The organism is Pseudodesulfovibrio sp. S3, from assembly GCF_004025585.1.
Lineage (GTDB): Bacteria > Desulfobacterota > Desulfovibrionia > Desulfovibrionales > Desulfovibrionaceae > Pseudodesulfovibrio.
Genome location: NZ_QTZO01000020.1, coordinates 1 through 20,133, shown reverse-complemented (window position 1 = coordinate 20,133; position 20,133 = coordinate 1). Strand labels below are relative to the sequence as shown.

14 protein-coding genes are annotated in these 20,133 nt (G+C 58.3%); 4 read left to right on the top strand and 10 right to left on the bottom strand.

Annotated elements, in window-relative coordinates; genetic code table 11:
* Positions 1–133: 133 nt before the first annotated feature.
* The 6 genes from DWB63_RS15090 to DWB63_RS15065 all read right to left on the bottom strand — a co-directional run bounded on the left by DWB63_RS15090 (position 134) and on the right by DWB63_RS15065 (position 6,920).
* The gene (locus DWB63_RS15090; protein WP_128329691.1) at positions 134–1,348 is read right to left on the bottom strand and encodes an ABC transporter substrate-binding protein; all 1,215 of its coding nucleotides are present in this window, start codon (positions 1,346–1,348) and stop codon (positions 134–136) included.
* A gap of 106 nt (positions 1,349–1,454) precedes the next feature.
* Positions 1,455–2,501: a branched-chain amino acid ABC transporter permease gene (locus DWB63_RS15085; protein ID WP_128329690.1), complete on the bottom strand. Its 1,047-nt coding sequence runs from the start codon at positions 2,499–2,501 to the stop codon at positions 1,455–1,457.
* Between the two features lie 2 nt (positions 2,502–2,503).
* Complete coding sequence (locus DWB63_RS15080) at positions 2,504–3,391, bottom strand: branched-chain amino acid ABC transporter permease (protein ID WP_128329689.1); 888 nt, start codon at positions 3,389–3,391, stop codon at positions 2,504–2,506.
* Positions 3,392–5,305 carry an AMP-binding protein gene (locus tag DWB63_RS15075; RefSeq protein ID WP_128329688.1) on the bottom strand — a complete coding sequence of 638 codons (1,914 nt, stop codon included), beginning with the start codon at positions 5,303–5,305 and terminating at the stop codon, positions 3,392–3,394.
* Positions 5,306–5,353: 48 nt separating this feature from the next.
* Positions 5,354–6,151: an ABC transporter ATP-binding protein gene (locus DWB63_RS15070; RefSeq protein ID WP_128329687.1), complete on the bottom strand. Its 798-nt coding sequence runs from the start codon at positions 6,149–6,151 to the stop codon at positions 5,354–5,356.
* Between the two features lie 112 nt (positions 6,152–6,263).
* A complete protein-coding gene (locus tag DWB63_RS15065) occupies positions 6,264–6,920 on the bottom strand; it encodes a CBS domain-containing protein (RefSeq protein ID WP_128329686.1) in 657 nt (218 codons plus the stop codon).
* 408 nt (positions 6,921–7,328) lie between these two features.
* Between DWB63_RS15065 and DWB63_RS15060 the strand changes: the two genes are divergently transcribed.
* Positions 7,329–8,999 carry a diguanylate cyclase gene (locus tag DWB63_RS15060; protein WP_128329685.1) on the top strand — a complete coding sequence of 557 codons (1,671 nt, stop codon included), beginning with the start codon at positions 7,329–7,331 and terminating at the stop codon, positions 8,997–8,999.
* Between the two features lie 47 nt (positions 9,000–9,046).
* Here the strand turns inward: DWB63_RS15060 and DWB63_RS15055 are convergent, their stop codons facing one another.
* A complete protein-coding gene (locus DWB63_RS15055; protein WP_128329684.1) occupies positions 9,047–11,728 on the bottom strand; it encodes a cobyric acid synthase in 2,682 nt (893 codons plus the stop codon).
* 334 nt (positions 11,729–12,062) lie between these two features.
* Here DWB63_RS15055 and DWB63_RS15050 point away from each other — a divergent pair, with 334 nt between their 5' ends.
* On the top strand, positions 12,063–13,340 hold the full coding sequence (locus DWB63_RS15050) for an alpha/beta hydrolase (protein ID WP_128329683.1): 1,278 nt from the start codon (positions 12,063–12,065) through the stop codon (positions 13,338–13,340).
* A complete protein-coding gene (locus tag DWB63_RS15045) occupies positions 13,337–14,131 on the top strand; it encodes a VacJ family lipoprotein (RefSeq protein WP_128329682.1) in 795 nt (264 codons plus the stop codon). The genes DWB63_RS15050 and DWB63_RS15045 overlap by 4 nt, the downstream gene beginning before the upstream one ends.
* A gap of 271 nt (positions 14,132–14,402) precedes the next feature.
* On the opposite strand, the gene DWB63_RS15040 is transcribed toward DWB63_RS15045, so the two are convergent.
* The 3 genes from DWB63_RS15040 to lepA form a co-directional block, all read right to left on the bottom strand.
* Positions 14,403–14,954, bottom strand: a complete 552-nt coding sequence (locus DWB63_RS15040; RefSeq protein ID WP_128329681.1) for a hypothetical protein — start codon at positions 14,952–14,954, stop codon at positions 14,403–14,405.
* Positions 14,955–15,254: 300 nt separating this feature from the next.
* Positions 15,255–15,875, bottom strand: a complete 621-nt coding sequence (gene lepB, locus DWB63_RS15035; RefSeq protein ID WP_128329680.1) for a signal peptidase I — start codon at positions 15,873–15,875, stop codon at positions 15,255–15,257.
* Between the two features lie 28 nt (positions 15,876–15,903).
* Positions 15,904–17,709, bottom strand: coding sequence for a translation elongation factor 4 (lepA, locus tag DWB63_RS15030; protein ID WP_128329679.1), 1,806 nt, complete (start codon positions 17,707–17,709; stop codon positions 15,904–15,906).
* A gap of 229 nt (positions 17,710–17,938) precedes the next feature.
* Between lepA and cfa the strand changes: the two genes are divergently transcribed.
* Positions 17,939–19,093: a cyclopropane fatty acyl phospholipid synthase gene (gene cfa / locus DWB63_RS15025; protein ID WP_128329678.1), complete on the top strand. Its 1,155-nt coding sequence runs from the start codon at positions 17,939–17,941 to the stop codon at positions 19,091–19,093.
* Positions 19,094–20,133 lie beyond the last annotated feature (1,040 nt).

Genomic DNA, 20,133 nt, shown 5'->3' with positions numbered 1-20,133 from the left:
TCACGCCCTCCACGCCGCACGGGAAAGCTTCCGGCCCTCCCCTTCCTGACGCGCGGCGTGGCACCGGAAAGTTCTGGAAGGGGGAGCCGGGGGAAACCTCTTTCAGGAGGTTTCCCCCGGTCTTCATTCTAGATTAATGACCGAGCCAGTCGGCGCGGCGTTCCAGGATCTGTTCTTTCACGAAGGTCAGTTTGCCGTCCTTGATGATGTACAGGAAGACAGCCATGTTCGGGCGGTGGTCATCCGGGAAGTAGGAGATGAGCGGAGCCAGCCCCATGGGGTCGAAGTCGCGCAGGGTCTCCAGGGAGGTCTTGAGGGACTCGCCGGTGAGCGGACCGTTGGCAAGGGCACGCTTCATGCCTTCGGCCATGACCAGCACGGAGACGAATCCCCGGGTGTAGTGCGTCATCTGCGGCACATTGTCGGTGACCTCCATGATCGCCTTCATGCCGGGCACATCCTGACCATAGACCGCAGCGGCCTGGTTGGAATAGGCGCCGTTGGCGTCCTCGCCTGCCAGCTTGGCCAGGTTCTCGTCAGCTCCCCAGATATTGACGAAGAAGGTCGTGTCCATGCCGATGTTCTTGGCGGACTTGAGGATGACCGAAGTGGACGGCGTGGTACCGCCTATCCAGCAGTAATCCGGAGCCAGCTCCTTGAGGGGCAGAAGCTCGGTGGTGGCGTCGATGGCCTTGAGGGAGACGTTGGCCTCGCCCACGACCTCGAAGCCCAATTCAAGTGCGTAGGCCCTGGCTCCGGCAATGGGAGCAAGCCCGTACGGATGGTCGGGATAGATGAAGGCGATCTTGGGTGCGCGCTCTTCGGTCCAGGCGTCGCGAAAGTACTTGATGGCGGCCCGAGCCTGGGTGGAATAGTCCGCTGCAATGAAGAAGTTGTAGGGTGCGGTCTTGGGGTCGGTCAAATGGGCCGAATAGGACGCGGACATATCCGGCACCTTGTCCTTGGCCAGCGTGCGGACCAGGGCCTCGGTCACAGCCGAGCCGTAGCCCTGGATGCAGACGACCTTGTCCGTGTTGACCATCTTCTTGTACATGGAAAGCCCCTGCTGGACGTTGTAGGCCGTGTCCTGGAGGTTGAATTCGAGTGGGCGGCCGTCGATGCCGCCGTTGTCGTTGATGTACTTGACCCCGCCCTTGAGCCCTTCGGCATAGGGTACGCCCACGGAAGAAGTGGGACCGGACAGATCGATGAGACCGCCCACCTTGATGGGCGAAGCGTCTTTGTTTGCGGTTTCTGCCGGTTTCTGTTCCTCGCCTCCGCAGCCAAACAGCATCAGCCCGGCAAGAAGCATGATACAAGCCGCAGTTATGATTTTACCAACCCTCATTTCGAACTCCTAAGGGATTTAAGGTTTACACGCTCCCTCACTGCGAGGAACCGTCGTTTCTATCTTGACCCGCTCCGAAGATGCGGGATTGAGCTCCATGCCGCCCCTAATGCGCAAAGGGGTACAGCTTCCAGTACGCCTTCACCAACCGCCACCGATGGGCCAGCCCTTCCGGCTCGAATATCAGGAACAGGATGAGCACCAGACCGAACACGCCTTCGCGCAGTGCCACGATATACTGGGCGATATCCGGGATGAAGGCATTCAGGACATTGGCGAGCATGTTGAGCACCTCGGGTAGCAGCACGATGAAGACGGCCCCGAAGACCGATCCGATGACCGATCCCAGTCCGCCGATGATGATCATGGCCAGGTAGGAAATGGACAGGCCGATGTTGAACTGCTCGGCGGAAATGTACCCCGTGTAGTGACCCCACAGCCCGCCGGCCACGCCCGCCAGAAACGAGCTGACGCCAAAGGCGATGAGTTTGTACCAGAACAGGTTCACGCCCACGATCTCGGCGGAAAGATAAAAGTCCCGGATGGAAACGAACGCCCGGCCATACTTGCTGCGCATGATGTTGGAGACCATGATCAGGCTTGCCGCCGCAAAGGTGAAAAGCAGGAAGTACATCCGCATCTCTGTATCAAAGGAAAACCCGAATATCTTCGGCGGTTCGAGAAGCAGACCGTTGGAGCCGCCCGTGAGAGCCCCTCCGTGCAGGAACACGTACTCCAGCACCAACTGGGCAGCCAGAGTGGCGATAGCCAGATAGATACCCTTGAGCCTGAGAGACGGAACGCCGAAGACCATGCCGACCATGGCCGTGATCAGCCCGCCGGTCAGGATGGCCAGGGGGAAGGGCACGCCGTGCAGGGAACACTGCCCTGCGGCATACGCCCCCACGCCGATGAACGCGCCGTGGCCCAGCGATATCTGGCCGCAAACGCCGGTCAGCAGATTGAGGGAGACCGCGCCGATGACCGAAATGAAAATCAGGTTCATGATCGAGATCATGTGGGTTCCGAGGGTCAGGGGCAGCAGGCACAAGGCCGCCAGGAACAGCCCTACCATGGTTTTCTGGAACCCGGACGGGAATATCTGGGCTTCGCCGCGATAGGAGGTGAAGAAGAGACCGCATTTGCCTTGCATGACTAGACCCTCTCGATCTCTTTGGTCCCGAACAGACCATAGGGTTTGATCATCAGGATGACGACCAGAATGATGAAGGCCGCGACCTCGCGGAAGCCGCCCAGGCCGAGCAGTTGCCGGGCCGCACCGTCACAGACGTTTTCCAGGACGCCGATGATCAGACCGCCGAGCGCCGCGCCGAGCAGGGAATCCAGGCCGCCGAGAATGACCGCCGGAAAGACCTTGAGGCCGAGGTGGCCGATATGGGAGTTGATGCCGTTGATGTTGCCCAGGATCACGCCGCCCACGGCGGACACCACGCAGGCAATGCACCAGCTCATGGCAAAGATGTTCTTGATGCCGATGCCCATGGACTGGGCGGCCTGCTGGTCAAAGGCCGTGGCCCGCATGGCGATGCCGGTGCGCGAATACTTGAAAAAGACCGAGAAGATGGCGAACAGGACCGCGGACAGCGCAAAGGCCGCAATGTAGACCGGGGCCACGGGCAGCCCCGCGATCATGATCGGTTCCGAGGGCAAAACCTGGGGGTAGACCTTGATCTGGGTACCCCAGAAAAGCTGCACCAGGGACTTGAGCACCGAACTCATGCCCACGGTGACCATGATGACCGAGATGTGCTCCTCGCCGATGAGCGGCCTGAGTATCATGCGCTCGATGGCCAGGCCGAGCAGGACCGAGAAGACCAGGGTGATCAGGAAGGCCCAGATGAACGGGATGTGCAGCTGGACCGTGAGGGCGAAGCAGATATATGCCCCGACCATGACCAGCTCACCCTGGGCAAAGTTCACGACCTTGGTTGCCTTGTAGATGATGACGAACCCGAGGGCCACCAGAGAATAAATGCCGCCGACCACCAGGCCGTTGACGATGAGTTGCAGGTAATATTCCACTTAAGCCTCCATGTCCTCGATGCGGATGTCGCCGCATATCTGTCGCACCCGGCCGTCCTGGTAGGTGATCTCGGTTTCCAGATTCAGGGCGCAGGCATCGGTATACAGCGCGTTGATGAGCGAACCATACCGCTCGCTGATGGTCGTGCGCCGGACCTTGCGCGTTCGGGTCAGTTCTCCGTCGTCCGGGTCCAGTTCCTTGTAGAGCAGGCAGAACCGTTGAATCCGCGTTGCTTCGGGCAGTGTCTCGTTGGTCTTGGCAATCTCCCGCTTGACCAATGCATAGACCTCGTCCTTGGCGGCCAGATCCTGATAGGTGGTGTAGGTGATCATCTGGGTCTCGGCCCAGTGTCCCACGATGGCCATGTCGATGCACAGAATGGCCGTGACATGGTCCCGTCCGTTGCCCAGGATCACGGATTCACGCAGGAACGGCGAGAATTTGACCTTGTTTTCCAGGAACTGCGGCGAGAACTGGGTTCCATCGTTGAGATGCATGACATCCTTCAGCCGGTCGATGACCACCAGACGCCCGTTTCCGTCGAAATAACCGGCGTCGCCCGAGAGCAGCCAGCCGTCCTCGGTCACGGTCTCCCTGGTGGCCCCCTCATTCTTGTAATAGCCGAGGAATACCGCCGGGGAACGGGAAAGGATCTCGCCCTCGTCCGATATCCTGACCTCGGTCTCCGGGATGGGTGCGCCCACTGAGGTAAAATCGACCTCTCCTTCCTTGTGGATACAGGAAATGCCTGCGATTTCGGTCTGCCCGTAAATCTGCTTGAGCTTCACGCCCAGGGCGTGGAAGAAGCGGAAGATGTCCGGTCCCAATGCAGCCCCGCCCGTGGTGGCGCTGCGCATACGGGAAAAGCCGAGCCGGTCTCGCAGGGCGCGGAACAGCCCCTGATCGGCAACGAAGTACTTGAATTTCAACCAGGCGGATGGGGTTTTTCCCGCAAACACCGTGTCCACGTACTCGTAACCGATGGGCAGGAAAAGATTGTAGAGAAACCGCTTGAGCGGAGTGGTCTCCATGATGTCTCCCGCCACCTTGGCGGCGATGGATTCATACACCCGCGGCGGGGAGAAGATGAAATGCGGGCCGATCTCCCGCGAATCGGCAGAAGCCGTGGCCGGGGTCTCGGGGAAATTGACGCAGAACCCGAACAGCAGGGCCGAAGCCACGGCCATCATCTGCTCGCCCATCCAGGCCAGGGGCAGGAAGGAGACAAACTCGTCCGTGGCCGACTTGGGATCATGCTGACCCAGATTGTGGGCCATGGAGAGCAGGTTCTTATGCGAAAGCATGGCCAGTTTGGGGCGACCGGTGGTGCCCGACGTGGTGGCGATGAGACACGGATCTTCGGGCTTGATCAGGCGGGTCAGTTCACGGAACCGGGAAATGCAGTCCTTGCATTTTTCGCGGCCCAGACGACGTATCGCCTTAAAGCTCTTCAGCCCTGGGACTTCGGCCTCGTAAGCCTTCAGCCCTTTGGAATCGTGGTAAATAATGTACTCAAGGCTGGGCAGGTTGTCGCGGAAGGAGAGCATCTTGTCCACCTGCTCCTGATCCTCGGCCACCACCAGCTTGCACTCCGACAGTGCGAAAATGTATTCGATTTCCTCTGCGGGCGAGTCCTGATACAGCCCCAAAGCCATGCCGCCCAGGGCCTGGATGGCAAGCTCGGCCCAGATCCATTCCGGACGGTTGTTGCCTATGAGGATGACGATGTCGCCCCGCGTAAGGCCCAGCGCTTCAAGGCCGCAGGCAAACTCCGCAGCGGTGCGCAGGCTGTCCTGCCAGGTGAACGGTTGCCAGACCCCCCACTCCTTCTCGCGAAGAGCGGTCTTCTGAGCGCGCTCCTCGGCCTGCTTGACGAGCAGCCGGGGCAACGTGGTCTTGTATGGTTTTGCCATGAAAATTCCTTTATTTTATCTCGGCTGACAGCCGGGCCTTCCTGTTTCCTATCTCCCTGTGAATGCGGCGTCTTCGGTGCCCAGATAGGCAGCGATGACGTCCTTGTCCGCCTGCACCTCGTCCGGCGTGCCCTCGGCGATCTTGGAGCCGAAGTCGATGACCACGACCTTGTCGGAGATGTCCATGACAACCCCCATGTCGTGCTCGACCAACAGGACGGTGACGCCCCATTCTTCGGCAATGTCCAGGATATATCGGGCCATGTCCTCGGTTTCTTCGAGGTTCATGCCTGCCATGGGTTCATCCAGGAGGATGAGCTTGGGCTCGGCGGCCAGTGCGCGTCCAAGTTCCACCCTTTTCTGCACTCCGTAGGGAAGGCGTCCCGCGTGTTGGTGCCGGTAGGGTGAAAGGTTGAGAAAGTCGATGACATCCTCCACGCGGCGGCGGTGCTTTTGTTCGGTACGAACCGCCTTGCCGAAATAGAAGATGGAGGAGAGCAGCCCGTAATTGATCTGGCTGTGCCGACCGACCATCAGGTTGTCCAGGACGGACAAGCCCTTGAACAGGGCAATGTTCTGGAATGTCCGGGAAAGTCCCAACTCCGTGCGTTTGTGCGCGGGCAGGGACAGCAGACATTCGCCGTCCAGGGAAATGGAGCATGGGCCACCGGCCCCGCCATCGGGGATGTAGCGACCGCTGATACAGTTGAGCATGGAGGTTTTTCCGGCACCGTTGGGACCGATGAGGGACGCGATGGTCCCCTGTTCAACGGCGAAGGACACCCCCATAAGGGCGGCTATGCCCTTGAAGGTGAGTGTTACGTCACTGACGTCGAGATATGCCATAATCCTGCAATTATGGTTAAGGACACACCGTCCCAAGCGACGTTGCACGGCCGGTCGGTGAATACGCTAACACCGCCCCGGTCCATATGCTATCGAATCGGCGGATGAGCCCTTAGGTCCATTCTCCCACGAAATCTTCGGGAGTGACCAGTTTGTAGCCCCGATCCCTGAGCGCCGTAGCGACAGTGGACGGGTCTTCGGTATCTATGCGGACGACAACTATTCTGCGTCCGTTAAAGAAGAAGGTGCCGGTGGAGATGATGGACATCTTCATGTTGGCGATGACGCCGGCGACTTCGTAAAGCACGCCTGAACGGTCCTCGACCTCAAGGGTCAGCCGGCTGCCGCCCTCACGATATCCCATCTCTTCGGCCAAAACGTCGAGCATGACGTTTCGATTTATATACCCGATAAGCTCTCCGGCATCGCCGACCACGGCCAGTCCGGCCAGGTTCATTTCGAACATCATGTCGGCCGCGCCCTCGATTTCGGTCTCCGGGGCCACGGTCTTGATGTCCGTGCGATAGATCTTTTCCACGGTGAGCTTGCTCATCAGGTAGTTGATCTCGTGTTTTTCAAGGGAGGTCATGATGCTGGGCAGGGCTGCGGAGATGTCTTCCTTGCGCACGTAGCCGACCAGCTTGCCGTCGTCGTTCACCACCAGGAGCATCCAGAGCTTGCTGTCCTCCAGCTGCTTCTGGGCGTCTTTGACCAGAGTGTGGGGGGTGACTGTGACGAAGTCGCGAAGCATTTTCAGTCCAACGTACATGAATTCCTCCTTGGCAGTGGCCGCATGGGCACTCTCTGTTAGCCTCAAATGACATATATTCGTTCAGGGTGGATACACGTTTTCATTGAGCGGCGCAATTCCGACCATGAACGGCATATCCTGCCGACGGCATCCCTAAAAACCTGTTTTTGAACCGCAAGTCAATACTCGAACAGGTGTTTGCGACAAAATACTCTTTCGTCCAGGCTTATTTGCCCCTTCGCAGGGACGTTTGACAGCCACCAAAACGGCCATTTCCCTCCTGCCGGACAGAGAACGCCCTTACTTTTCTTGATTATCTCCCCATGTTACAATAGTAAATAAGAAGCGCAATCTGCCACTGCCTCGCCGCCACAGCTGCACTCAGTGACCGATACGGAACGAACTCTGTTGACGAAGGAGATCCACATGGTTCTCAGGAATACCCACACAAAAAGTGTCAAGGCGGCACAAAGAGAAGACCAAAAAGTCATCCAGAAGGCGATGAACCTCTTTTTCCTGCTCTTCCTCCTGGTAGGCTTTGTTCTGGGCGGCGGCGCAGCGGTCCTCTACTACTTTGACATCAATTCCTTCCTGAAGGAACTCAAGACGCTCGAATTCCATTCCCTGGAACTCCAGGGGACAGCGATCACGGAGGAGCTTAACCATATATCCGGTGACGTCCTGTTTCTTGCCAAGCAAAACGAGTTGATACTCCTTCTCGGCTCCGGCAGCGAGGAACAGATCAAGGCCATGCAACTCGAGTACGTCCGTCTTGCAGAGAGTAAAAAAGTCTACGACCAAATCCGCTATCTGGACGCCACCGGAATGGAGCGGGTCCGCGTCAATGACCGGGATGGGCAGATTGAGACGGTTCCTGCGAATCAACTGCAGAACAAGGGAGACAGGTACTACTTCAAGGAATGCTTCGCCCTCGGGGACCGGGACATTTTCATTTCCCCGCTCGACCTCAACATCGAAAACGGCCAGGTGGAGCACCCCTTGACGCCGATGATGCGGTTCGGAACCCCGGTATTCGACTCCGCCGGCAACAAAAGGGGCATAGTCCTGATCAACTATACTGCAAAAACACTGCTGAAGCGAATCATCCACTCCGGGATTGCGTCAGAAGGGACCAAGATGCTCATGAATCAAAGCGGCTACTGGCTGCTCCACCCCGACGAAAGCAGGGAATGGGGATTCATGTTCAAGGGCCGGGAAAAAGACTCCTTTGCCGAGGACTACCCTGACGAGTGGCAGCGGATTACGGCCACCCAACAAGGACAAATCTCCACTGACAACGGTTTGTTCACATACAAAAAGATCTACCCCCTGGCTGAAGGGCGGTCCTTCAGCACGAGCCTAAACCCGCAAGTTGACGGAGGTTCAGCAGATGACGCCCGGAGAGGATACTACTGGATACTGCTGTCCCATATCCGGCCTGAAATCCTCAACGGCTACACACATTCCCTTCTTTTCAGGCTGTTCATGGGGGGAGGTGCCCTGTTCATGGTGGTCGCCTTCGGGGCATGGCACCTGGCATTGGCCATCTCCCGCCGTCGGATGTACCAGGCCCAACTGATCGCCCTGGCCCTGTACGACCCCCTGACCGGCCTGCCCAACCGCAAGCTGTTCTTTGACCGGCTGACCGCAGGCATCGCCAACGCCAGGCGCTATGATCGCAAACTCGCCCTGCTCTACATCGACCTGGACGGCTTCAAGGAGGTCAACGACACCAAGGGGCACCAGGCAGGCGACGAACTGCTGATCAAGGTGAGCGGGACCTTGTCCACCTCCGTCAGGAGCACCGACACCGTGGCCCGGCTCGGCGGTGATGAATTCGCGATCATCCTGAGTGAGGTTCACAACGTGGAGGAAGCGGCCCGGGTGGGTGAAAAGATCGTCCGAGAACTGTGCCGTTCCTTTGACCTGAAAGCAGGCACGGTGGAGATCGGAGGCAGCATCGGCGTGGCTGTTTTCCCGGATCACGAAGACACGGAAAACGAGCTCCTGAAGAGCGCGGACCAGGCCATGTACGAATCCAAATCCAAAGGAAAAAACACCTGCACCGTGGCCAGCGCCCGCAGTCGCAAAGCATAACCGGACAAAAAAGACACGGCCCCGCCGAAACGGTTGGTCCCGGATTCTCAGCCGCCCATCTTGTAGAACAGGCTGGCCTGGGTGCAGCAGCCGGACAGGCCCAGCGCCTTGTAGACCCGGTCCATGCATATGGCCTCACGCACGACCGAAGCCAGATGGTCCAGGGCGTCCTCCAGGTCGAAGGTGGTCTGGATCTCTTCCAGGGGCGAGAGTCCCTTGTCCATACGCAACTGGTCGATGAACCAGCGCCGGAAACCGTCCGCGTCGAACAGCCCGTGCAGGTAGGTGCCCAGCACCCGGTTGTCGGCCCGCATGTATCCCATCGGCTCACCCGCATTGTCGCGCAGGGCCACGCGCAGGGAGTCGGAGAGCGGCTCTGTCCTGCCGTGATGAATTTCATAACCGTGCACGGACCGGCCCGAAGCGGAGTGCACGCCCCAGGTGCGGGTCAGGGTCTTTTCCGGGGCCAGGGCGGTCTGCACCGGCAGCAGGCCGAAGCCTTCCACGCGGGTGGTCTCGGACTCCAGTCCAAAGGGATCGTCAACGGTCTGGCCGAGCATCTGGAAACCGCCGCAGATACCCACGATACGGGTCCGGTGACCGTCACCCGCCAACTCGCGCAGGACCGCAGCCATGCCCATGCCTTTCAAAACACGCATGTCCGGCACCGTGGACTTGGAGCCGGGGATGATGACCGCATCCGGGATACCCACGTCGCGTGCATCGGAGACCACACGCACCTTCACGTCCGGTTCAGCGTAGAGCGGGTCGATGTCGTTGAAATTGGAGATGCGCGGCAGATCAAGGACCACTATCTCCACACACTGCTCGTCGGGAAACTTGTTCGATTCCGGCCTGAACCCGTCCTTGAAGGAGACCGAGTCCTCCTCGGGCAGTCCCAGGGAATGGATATACGGCACCGTGCCCATGACCGGCTTGCCCGTATGCTCGAACATCTGGCCAAAGGCCGGGTCCAGCAGCGAGGCGTCCCCCCTGAACCGGTTGATGATTAAGCCCTCCACCATGTTCCGTTCCGCGGGCGTGAGCAGGTTCATGGTCCCGACCATGGAAGCGAACACGCCGCCCCGGTCAATATCGCCGGTCAGCAGGACGCGGGCGTCCGCATACTCGGCCATGGCCATGTTCACGATGTCGTGGTGCTTCAGGTTCACTTCGGCCGGACTGCCCGCCCCTTCAAGAACCATGATGTCATATTCGTTGGCCAGGGAATCGTAGGCAGCCTTGACCGCTTCAAAGGCACGGGGTTTGTATTCCACATATTCGCGCACGGCCATGTTGCCCACGGGCTGGCCCATGACGATGACCTGGGAACCGGTGTCCGAGCCGGGCTTGAGCAGCACCGGGTTCATACGCACATCGGGCTTGAGGCGGCAGGCCATGGCCTGAGTCACCTGAGCGCGCCCCATCTCCCCGCCCTGGTCCGTGACGTAGGAATTGAGGGACATGTTCTGCGCCTTGAACGGGGCCACGTTGTACCCGTCCTGCAAGAAAATGCGACAAAAGGCCGCGGCCAGCACGGATTTGCCCGCATTGGAGCTGGTGCCCTGGATCATCAGGGCGGGCGTCTTCCTGGTACGGGTGACCAGCGGGGCGCGAGCCGTGCCGCTGACCGCCTCCATGGCCCGTATCAGCCGCTCGTTGTCGTCCTTGTCCCGCACGGCCACCCTGAACCAGTTGTCGTCCAGGCCGGTGTAATTGCCGCACAGCCGGATACCGATTCGGTGCTCGGCCAGGAGCCGGTCGCGCAGCCAGACCGCGTCACGACCGATCCGTTCCATGCGGCAGAACAGATAATTGGCCGTGCCGGGAAAAACCCTGATGCCGGGTACCTGGCGCAACCCGGCGGCCAGACCTTCACGCAACAGGCTGGTCTGCTCGCGGGTATGGACCGCATACTGCGTGTCCTTGAGGCAGCGCACCCCGACCTTCTGCGCCAGGGCATTCACGGACCAAGCGGGCATACGCTGCCTGATGCGCAAGATGATGTCCGGGTCCGCAAAGGCCAGGCCGAGCCGGATGCCGGGAATGGCATAGAATTTGGTCAGGGAAAGGACCGTGATCACGTTGGCAGGCCGGTCACGCACGAGCCGGTCCGCATCCTGGGGCAGGAAATCGGCAAAGGACTCGTCCACCACAAAGAGCGACTGCGGAAACATGGCCGCCACTTCGCGCAGGTCGCTGGCGGACACCAGGGTACCGGTGGGATTGTTCGGGCTGCACAGAAACACGATGGACGGCGTGGTCAGCAGCGACCCCATGGCCGGGAAATCCACCTGGAAATCCTCGCTCATGCCCGCCTCGACAACAGACAGGCGGTGCGCCTTGCAGGCACGGGCATAATCCACATAGGTGGGCGAAGGAATAATGGCCTGGCGGTGCCGTCCCATGCCCGCGATGGCGAAAAGCAGTTCGGACGCGCCGTTGCCGGCCACCACCTGCGTGGGCCAGACCTTGTACTTTTCCGAGGCGGCCATGATCAGGTCGTGGCTCTCAGGGTCCGGGTACGAATCAACGGATTGCAGCGCCTGCCCCACCACCTGCCCCAGCCACGGCGGCGGTCCGAGCGGGTTCACGTTGGCGGAAAAATCGAGAATCTCCTCGGGCGAACACCCGGCGGTCTCGGCCATGCGCCGCACGTTCCCGCCATGAGCGAATTTCTGTTCATCCAGGATATCGGGAATCCCCGCAAATAGACTCTGCTTCGCCATGAAAAATCGCCATCCGCGCTTCAAGTCTAGAGAAATTCAAGACTTCTGAATTAAATACGCGGAAAGCGTTCGGGTGTCCACTTCAGGAAGACAAAAAAACCGCCCCCAAAAGAGGCGGCCGCAATCATTCCGTGAATGCCCGGGCCGACTCGGGGCCATGCCGATGAAAACGATCCGCAACACGTTCGGACCCGACGGACAGCGTCATAGCCTCGCCCCACCGAGAAGCTCTCCCCCAACGCGCAACCTACCTGCGCCATTGCTTTCCCCGAAACATCAGGGTAATAGTATAGGGCTTCCCGGTGTCGGACTGGCCCTTTCACCCTGCGAGAGCATGCGAACAATACTTGCCTTCATCCTCACGATCCTGCTTCTTCCGACAGTTTCACTGGCGGCCGAAGAAGCCGCGTATCCCATTGAGAACCCATACAAAGCCACGGTTTATGGAACACCTTCCGGCATCAGTTATGTCTTCGAGAATCCCGTGCGGCCCGAAGTTCGCGCCATACGCATCGAAGACCGCCAGACACCTGAGGTCTTCTCCTACACCCGGGACATGTTCTTCACCACGGCCCTGCAAGACACCCCTGCCCCGCTGATCTTTGTCATCGCCGGCACCGGTGCGGAGCACAATTCCTCCAAAATGGCCTTCCTGACCCAGGTCTTCTTTGAAGCCGGGTTCCATGTGGTGGCCCTGTCTTCTCCGACCCACATGAATTTCGTTGTCAGCGCCTCCGAGCACGGCGTGCCGGGCTACGTGCCCTTTGATGTGGCCGACCTCAACCGGGTCATGCGCTGGGTCAAGGAGGAAGTCGAAAAGGAATGCACGGTCACCGGCTATTCCCTGACCGGGTACAGCCTCGGCGCCCTGCACTCGGCCTTCCTGGCCCAGATGGACGAAGAACAGAAAACCTTCAATTTCCAGAAAGTGCTGATGATCAACCCGCCCGTGTCGCTCTACCGGTCCGTCACCCGCCTGGACTCCTGGCTGACCAGCGAGAATCTCGGCCAGGTCACGGTGCATCAGCAGATCGAACAATTCATCGACAGATTCTCCGAATATTACCTGAAAGCGGACGTCACCGATCTGGACGACGAATTCCTCTACGAGATGATCACGAACATGAACCTCAATGAACGGGATCTGAAAACGCTCATCGGAGCCGCCTTCCGGGTGTCCTCGGCATCCATGATCTTCACCTCGGACGTCTGCCTGCAAGCAGAGTACCTGGTTCCGCCCCAAGACTACCCGCTCAAGACCAGCAGCCCGCTCATGCCCTACGCCCAACAGGCATTCAACATCAGCTTCGAGAACTATCTGGACGAGTACCTTGTGCCGTTCCTGCAATACATGGACCCGGGTATGGACCACGACACAGTGGTCCGACAGAGCAGCCTGGAAGCCATCCGTCCCTATCTTGAACAATCGGACAAGATCATGGTCGTGGGCAACCGGGACGATGTCATCCTGGACCAAGGGGACGTACGCTTCCTTGAAGAGGTCTTTGGCGACCGTGCCCAGCTCTTTCCCCACGGCGGGCATTGCGGCAACCTGATGTTCCCGGCCTTTGTCCAGGCCATGGTCGAAAAGATCGGGAAGGTCCAACCATGACCCGGCGCGTCCTCATCCCCTTGCTGCTCCTGGCCGCCATGCTCGTCGGGGCCTGCGGCCCCAAGGTTGTGGACGTGACCGACCCGACGGCGAACCTGGAACCTGCAAAATTCAAGACCTCGGTCCACCGATGGCCTCAGAAGAACGCTCCTGAACTGCGTTTTCTCGAAGTCTACGATCCGTGGGAGCCCATGAACCGCAACCTGTACGAGGTCAACGCCACCCTGGACAAGTACGTCATGTACCCTGCGGCCAACGTGTACAAGGCCGTCATTCCCGCGCCGATACGCACCGGAGTGGACAACGTCATCAACAACATCAACGAGGTGCCGGTCTTTTTCAACTGCCTGTTGCAGTTTCGGATGAAAAAGGCGGCCATCACCTTTTCCCGTTTCCTGATCAACACGACCTTCGGCCTGGGCGGCACCATGGACCTGGCATCTGACAACAAATCCTACCCGCGCCAACACGAGGACGTGGGCCAGACCCTGGGCCACTGGGGCGTGGGCAACGGCCCGTACTTCGTCATGCCCGTCATGGGACCGTCCAACCTGCGCGACACCGCCGGTTTCGGCGGCGACATCCTGCTGCTGTATATCGAGATGGAATTAATATACCAATCCGCCGGCATGGACGACGCCACCCTCCTGGACCTGTCGAGCCTGGCCATCCGCGGCCTCAACCTGCGCGCCAACACCGCCTTCAGCTACCACTCCACCGGCTCCCCCTTCGAATACGAAATGGTCCGGTTCATCTATACGAAGAAACGGGAGCTGGACATCAAGCGGTAAGGGCGGGGACGAAACAGGAAAGCCTGCTGATCACAAAAAAAGCCGCCCAAATGGGCGGCTTTTTCATTGCGCAAACATTATGAGTAAAAATAAATATTGTGTCCCCATATTTCCCCCGGCTATATGTTTCATGCACCGAGAACAAGCCCCCCCCGAGCATTACACTTGAAGATTTGTTCTTGCATTAGCGGCCGCAACAGTTATTGCAAACGCCGCAACCATGGCATGGACACTTATATAGATTTTTTTATTAAAATAAAACGTCAACCACCTAACGATTTTCCAATCCATTCTCAACACGTTTCTTCCGAATGGAATCCTGATTGTCGACTATATGTTTTTTTAACTTTTCCACTCCAGACAATACCGATTCATAAACTTCTTCATTTTTATCTTTATCAAGGAAATAATCGGGATTATTGTTGTGCCATTGAACGGCTTCATCAATAGTCGCGATCCATTCGTCAATGTCGCCCCCAATATATTCATTCAAGGGTGTCCCAACGGAATACATTAAAGAGGAGAACAGAGCAGGGTCTTCCGACGGCTTGAGCGAAGGATTGGCTTGCAAATAAGCCCTGTAACGGATTTGTCCTACATAAAACCACTTAACTCCCTCCTGCTTCTTTCCCTCCGAAAACAATTTGGCTGCGAGTGTAAAATAATTTGCAGGGTGTCCTTTGACCAGCGCACTTTCCACTTCCGAAGCACTCATGTCCGATAGTTCTGAAGGTTTCACAATGGAATCTGAACTCAGTTTTTTCTTCGCAGAAGTGCAACCGACAACAAAGAGACAAATTAAAATCAAGATAAATTGTTTCATCTATAATCCCCGGATAATAGTATTGAATCAAATCCTCCGAGCATTACACTTGGAGGAATTGTTTTTGCGTTAAAGGGTTCAATATTTACGGAAAACGTCTTGGATTGAACAACATGCTCCCAGTTCATTTACCGAGCATATAATTGTCTGCGCTCCAAGCCAATTCACTCGCCAGCTTCGACTATCCTTTGATCATTCTCGAATCGCTAGAGATGTTGTTGGCATACAGGCCTCCTCCAGCGCGTATCGTTATAAGAATCGCGTTTATTGATACTTAGCCGCAAATCTTCTCGACTCGATCTAGTTGAACATCGTGCCTATGCGGTTGAACCTGATATCCGTGACAGAGGCCCAGGACCAGTAGATGACCAGGGCCTTGCCCACGATCTTCTGGCGTTTGACCGGACCCCACCAGCGGGAGTCGTAGGAGCCTTCGCGGTTGTCGCCCATCATGAAGTACCGGCCTTCGGGGATGACCACAGGACCGAAATTGTCGCGGATGGGCAGGGTGTCCGCCTTGGTGTGCCGGACATACGGTTCGTCAATGGGCTGGCCGTTGATGTAGACCACCTTGTTGCGCACTTCCAGGGTCTCGCCGGGCAGGCCGATGACGCGCTTGATGAAATCCTTGGTCTCGTCTTCCGGGAACTTGAACACCATGATGTCGCCCCGCTCGGGATCGCCGGTCTTCATCAACACCCTGCCGTCCGTGGTGTCGAGCCAGAGGTTGGAAGGCAGCCGCATGTCATAGGCGAACTTGGTCACCAGCAGGTGGTCGCCGATCTGGAGGGTGTCGAGCATGGAACCGGACGGAATCTTGAAGGCCTGGACCACGAAGGCGCGGATAAAAAAAGCCAGAAGCAAGGCCACCACCACGGCCTCGAAGGTGTCGCGGAACGATTTGAGTGAACTTTGAGTCATGAGTTTCCTTGGGAATATATGCGGGCGATTATTCTTCGTCTGCTTTGAGTACGGACAGGAATGCTTCCTGCGGGATTTCCACGTTGCCCATGCGACGCATGCGCTTCTTACCTTCTTTCTGTTTTTCAAGCAACTTGCGCTTACGGGAGATGTCGCCGCCGTAGCACTTGGCAGTGACGTCCTTGCGGAACGGAGCATTGCGTTCCTTGGCCACGACCTTGCTGCCGATGGCGGCCTGGATGACCACCTCGAACATCTGGCGCGGGATGCTGCGCTTGAGCTTGAGCGCCAGGGACCGGCCGATGCGGGCGGAATTCTCGCGGTGCACGATGCTGGAAAACGCGTCCACAGGATCACCGTTGATCAGGATGTCCAGACGGACCAGATCGGCCTGGCGATAGTCGATGATCTCGTAATCGAGAGACGCATACCCCTTGGTGGAGGATTTGAGCTTGTCGAAGAAATCGTACATGACCTCGGCAAACGGGATCTCATAGGTGATGACCACGCGCTTGGAGGTGATGTACGCCATGTTCTTCTGGATGCCGCGCTTCTCCTCGCACAGGGCCAGGACCGCGCCCACATACTCGTTGGGCACATGCACTTCAAGCCGCACATACGGCTCACGGATCGCCTTGATCTTGCTGGGATCGGGCAGCTTGGACGGGTTGTCGATGGTGAACGCCACGTCATCATTGCCCACCACCTCGTAAATGACCGACGGAGCCGTGGTAATCAGTTTGGCCTCGAACTCGCGTTCCAGCCGTTCCTGAATGATCTCAATATGCAGCAGCCCCAGAAAACCGCAGCGGAACCCGAAACCCAGGGCCTGGGATGTCTCCGGCTCGTAGCTGAAGGCCGCATCGTTGAGCTGGAGCTTTTCCAGCGCCGCCTTCAGGGTCTCGTACTCGTTTGGTTCGATGGGATACAGGCCGGAGAAGACCATGGCCTTGACCGGCTTGAAGCCCGGATACGGCTGGGTCACCGGTCTCTCGGCATTGGTGATGGTGTCGCCAACGGGCGCATCGCCCAGTTCCTTCATGGAGGCGCACAGAAACCCGACCTCGCCCGGCCCCATCTCCTTGATGTCCACGGCCTCGGGCATGAACGCACCGAGCCGGGTGACCTCGAAGTTCTTGCCGCTGGAGAATATCTTGATGCGGGTGCCCTTTTTCAGGGTACCGTCGATGATGCGGAAGAGCACGACCACGCCCTGATACGAGTCGTACCAGGAATCGAAGATGAGTGCCTTGAGCGGCGCATCCGGGTCGCCGTTGGGCGCAGGAAGCAAAGTAATGACCGCGTCCAGGACCTCCTGCACGTTCAGGCCGGTCTTGGCCGAAACCATGATCGGGTGCGAACAGTCCAGGCCGATGATGTCCTCGATCTCGCGGCTGACCCGCTCGGGTTCGGCGCTGGGCAGGTCGATCTTGTTGAGCACCGGCAGCACTTCCAGGTCGTTGTCCAGGGCCAGGTACACGTTGGCCAGGGTCTGGGCCTCCACGCCCTGGGTGGAATCGACCACCAGAAGCGCGCCCTCGCAGGCGGCCAGGGACCGCGAGACTTCATAGGAGAAGTCCACGTGACCGGGCGTGTCGATGAGATTCAGGATGTACTTCTTGCCATCGTGATCGGTATACGGGATGCGCACGGTTTGCGCCTTGATGGTGATGCCGCGCTCCCGCTCCAGGTCCATCTTGTCGAGGTACTGTTCCTTTTTATCGCGATCACCGACCATGCCGGTAATCTCAAGGATGCGGTCCGCCAAAGTAGACTTGCCGTGGTCGATGTGGGCAATAATGCTGAAATTGCGTATTTTATCGATCTTGCTCATGATTTCCAATTGCTATCATATTATTCCGCCGGACAGGGGCAAAGACCCCTCTTCCAGGCACAGGAAGGTCTTGTAAGGTATTTGAGGGTGGTTGTCTAATATATATGGGCACAGGAAAAGCGACGTCTTGTCGAGGTCGCCTTGAAGTGCTAAACTGCCGATGCTTGAAAAACCCATGCCCGGACCACAGGGAAGGGGGACCGGGCCTGACGTACAAGGAGTCTTCGTTATGACAGCAAGCAAGGAGATCATGGCTGACTTGCTGGCAGAGGCCGACGTGGTGGTCGACGGCAACGATCCCTGGGACATCCGCGTCAAGGACGAACGATTGTTTCACGACATCCTGCTCAGGAAAAATCTGGGCCTGGGCGAGGGGTACATGCGCGGCTGGTGGGAGTGCGAGCGCGTGGACGAACTCATCTGCCGCGTGCTGAAATCCGGCACGGCAGACCGCATCCGTGGATGCTGGCGCATGCTCATGCGCGCCCTGCCCGCAGTGCTCCTCAACCTTCAAGACCTGTCGCGCGCCAGGATCGTTGCCGAACGCCACTACGACCTGGGCAACGATCTCTTCCAAGGGTTTCTCGACCCTTACATGCAGTACAGCTGCGCGTATTTTAAAGACATGGACGGCAGCCCGGACACCCAGCGCGACGAAGAGGTGGCCGATGCCCTGGCCTGGGCGCAACAGGCCAAGATGCGGCTGATCTGCGAGAAGCTCAAACTCGGCCCAGGCGACACGGTGCTGGACATCGGCTGCGGATGGGGCGGGCTGGCCCGCTTCATGGCCGAAGAGTATGGCTGCACCGTGACGGGCGTGAACATCTCAAGACAGCAGATCGCGTTCGCCCGCGAGTTCTGCGCCGGGCTGGACGTGCAAATACGCGAACTGGACTACCGGCTGCTGGACGGCTGCTACGACAAGATCGTATCCGTGGGCATGTTCGAGCACGTGGGACCGAAAAACTACCGCACATTCATGCACTCCGCCGCCCGCTGCCTCAAACCCGACGGACTCTTCCTGCTCCATACCATCGGCAGCAACTGCACCGACCTGAACATCGACCCCTGGATCAGCACCTACATCTTCCCGAACGGCTGCCTGCCCTCGGTGGCCCAGATCGGGCGCGCCTCGGAAAAATGGTTCGTGGTGGAGGATCTCCACAACATCGGCCCGGACTACGACCGTACCCTGATGAGCTGGCTGCGCACCTTCCGCCGCGCATGGCCGGACCTGCGAGAACAGTACGACGACCGGTTCCGGCGCATGTGGGAGTATTATCTGCAATCCTGCGCCGGAGCGTTCAGGGCCAGGGACATCCAATTGTGGCAGTTCGTGTTTTCGCCCATCGGGCGGGAGCAGCCCAGTTGCCGCATCGCATGAGGAGGAGGCGCTTGGGCCAGCGCCCCTGAAGGAGACAGGGATGCCGCCTAGGGCGGCGATGGATTGAGAAGCGGCTGCGTTGCAGAGCCCTCGCTGCCGCTCCCCCAACCTTTTTGACGCCCCCAAGCGCCAAACGAAAGAGCTCTCAACGCACAAACAAATGGATTGCTGCGTCAGTTCTACCCAAAACGAAAACGTTCAGATTTTGCGGACCCGGACAGGCTGCGCTGGGCAGTTGATCTCATAAACAATCGACCAAGGAAGAAATTCGGATACCGGACAACCTGGGAAGTCGTTGAGCAACAAGGCCTCAGCTCGGTGTTCAGTTTGGTTTGACAATCAACACGAAGCGACAAAAATAGGCATAAAACGCTTTTCTGCGCTGTGAGCCTGGCCCCGAAGCCAAGAGCCAGTAGGCGGCTTTTGCTGCCCGAAACGATTGTCCACCTTGTGGACTCAATCGGGCCACACTTCGCCGCCCAAGACAGGCTCTAAGCTTCGGGACCAATTGTTCGACTTTGTAAGGGGGGGGTGGATGGTTTGTTATATTTGTTGAAGGGAGGATGTGCGCGCATCCGCGGTGGTGATGAGCGCGTATCCCCTCCAGGGTGGGTTTGGTTGTTTTGTTCGTAGCGCATTCGCGGTGGAAGCTAGGCTCTATATCCTTTTGAAGTGTTGCGCTCTTGCAGCGCCCTACTTTTGTTCAAGGCGACAAAAGTAGGCAAAAACGCCTTTTTTGGGCTGTGATCCTGGAATCGGGACCAAGAGCCTGTAGCGCGGCTCCACTGCCCGGGAAAGAAAGTTCGTGAACGAACGCTTTCCGGGCCACGCTCCGCCGCGCACAACAGGCTCTAAGCCCCGCTTCCAATTGCCCATCGCTGTAGGATGCTTCAAAAACGGCGTGGCGAGTTCGGACACAAAAAAAAGCGGATTGCCCTTCGTCAACCTGGAGCACCTTGGGAGCCAAAGGCTCCCAACAGCGGCTCTCGTCCCCGACCCCCTCCCGCGCAAACCTTCCCCTACGACAGCAAGCCCTCCCG

Excerpts from the sequence above, each read along its gene's own strand:
- DWB63_RS15090 (WP_128329691.1), bottom strand. The coding sequence starts at position 1,348 with ATGAGGGTTGGTAAAATCATAACTGCGGCTTGTATCATGCTTCTTGCC.
- DWB63_RS15040 (WP_128329681.1), bottom strand. The coding sequence starts at position 14,954 with ATGAAACAATTTATCTTGATTTTAATTTGTCTCTTTGTTGTCGGTTGC.
- DWB63_RS15050 (WP_128329683.1), top strand. The coding sequence starts at position 12,063 with ATGCGAACAATACTTGCCTTCATCCTCACGATCCTGCTTCTTCCGACA.
- DWB63_RS15045 (WP_128329682.1), top strand. The coding sequence starts at position 13,337 with ATGACCCGGCGCGTCCTCATCCCCTTGCTGCTCCTGGCCGCCATGCTC.
- DWB63_RS15055 (WP_128329684.1), bottom strand. The coding sequence starts at position 11,728 with ATGGCGAAGCAGAGTCTATTTGCGGGGATTCCCGATATCCTGGATGAA.
- cfa (WP_128329678.1), top strand. The coding sequence starts at position 17,939 with ATGACAGCAAGCAAGGAGATCATGGCTGACTTGCTGGCAGAGGCCGAC.
- DWB63_RS15060 (WP_128329685.1), top strand. The coding sequence starts at position 7,329 with ATGGTTCTCAGGAATACCCACACAAAAAGTGTCAAGGCGGCACAAAGA.
- DWB63_RS15085 (WP_128329690.1), bottom strand. The coding sequence starts at position 2,501 with ATGCAAGGCAAATGCGGTCTCTTCTTCACCTCCTATCGCGGCGAAGCC.
- DWB63_RS15070 (WP_128329687.1), bottom strand. The coding sequence starts at position 6,151 with ATGGCATATCTCGACGTCAGTGACGTAACACTCACCTTCAAGGGCATA.
- lepA (WP_128329679.1), bottom strand. The coding sequence starts at position 17,709 with ATGAGCAAGATCGATAAAATACGCAATTTCAGCATTATTGCCCACATC.
- DWB63_RS15075 (WP_128329688.1), bottom strand. The coding sequence starts at position 5,305 with ATGGCAAAACCATACAAGACCACGTTGCCCCGGCTGCTCGTCAAGCAG.
- DWB63_RS15065 (WP_128329686.1), bottom strand. The coding sequence starts at position 6,920 with ATGTACGTTGGACTGAAAATGCTTCGCGACTTCGTCACAGTCACCCCC.
- lepB (WP_128329680.1), bottom strand. The coding sequence starts at position 15,875 with ATGACTCAAAGTTCACTCAAATCGTTCCGCGACACCTTCGAGGCCGTG.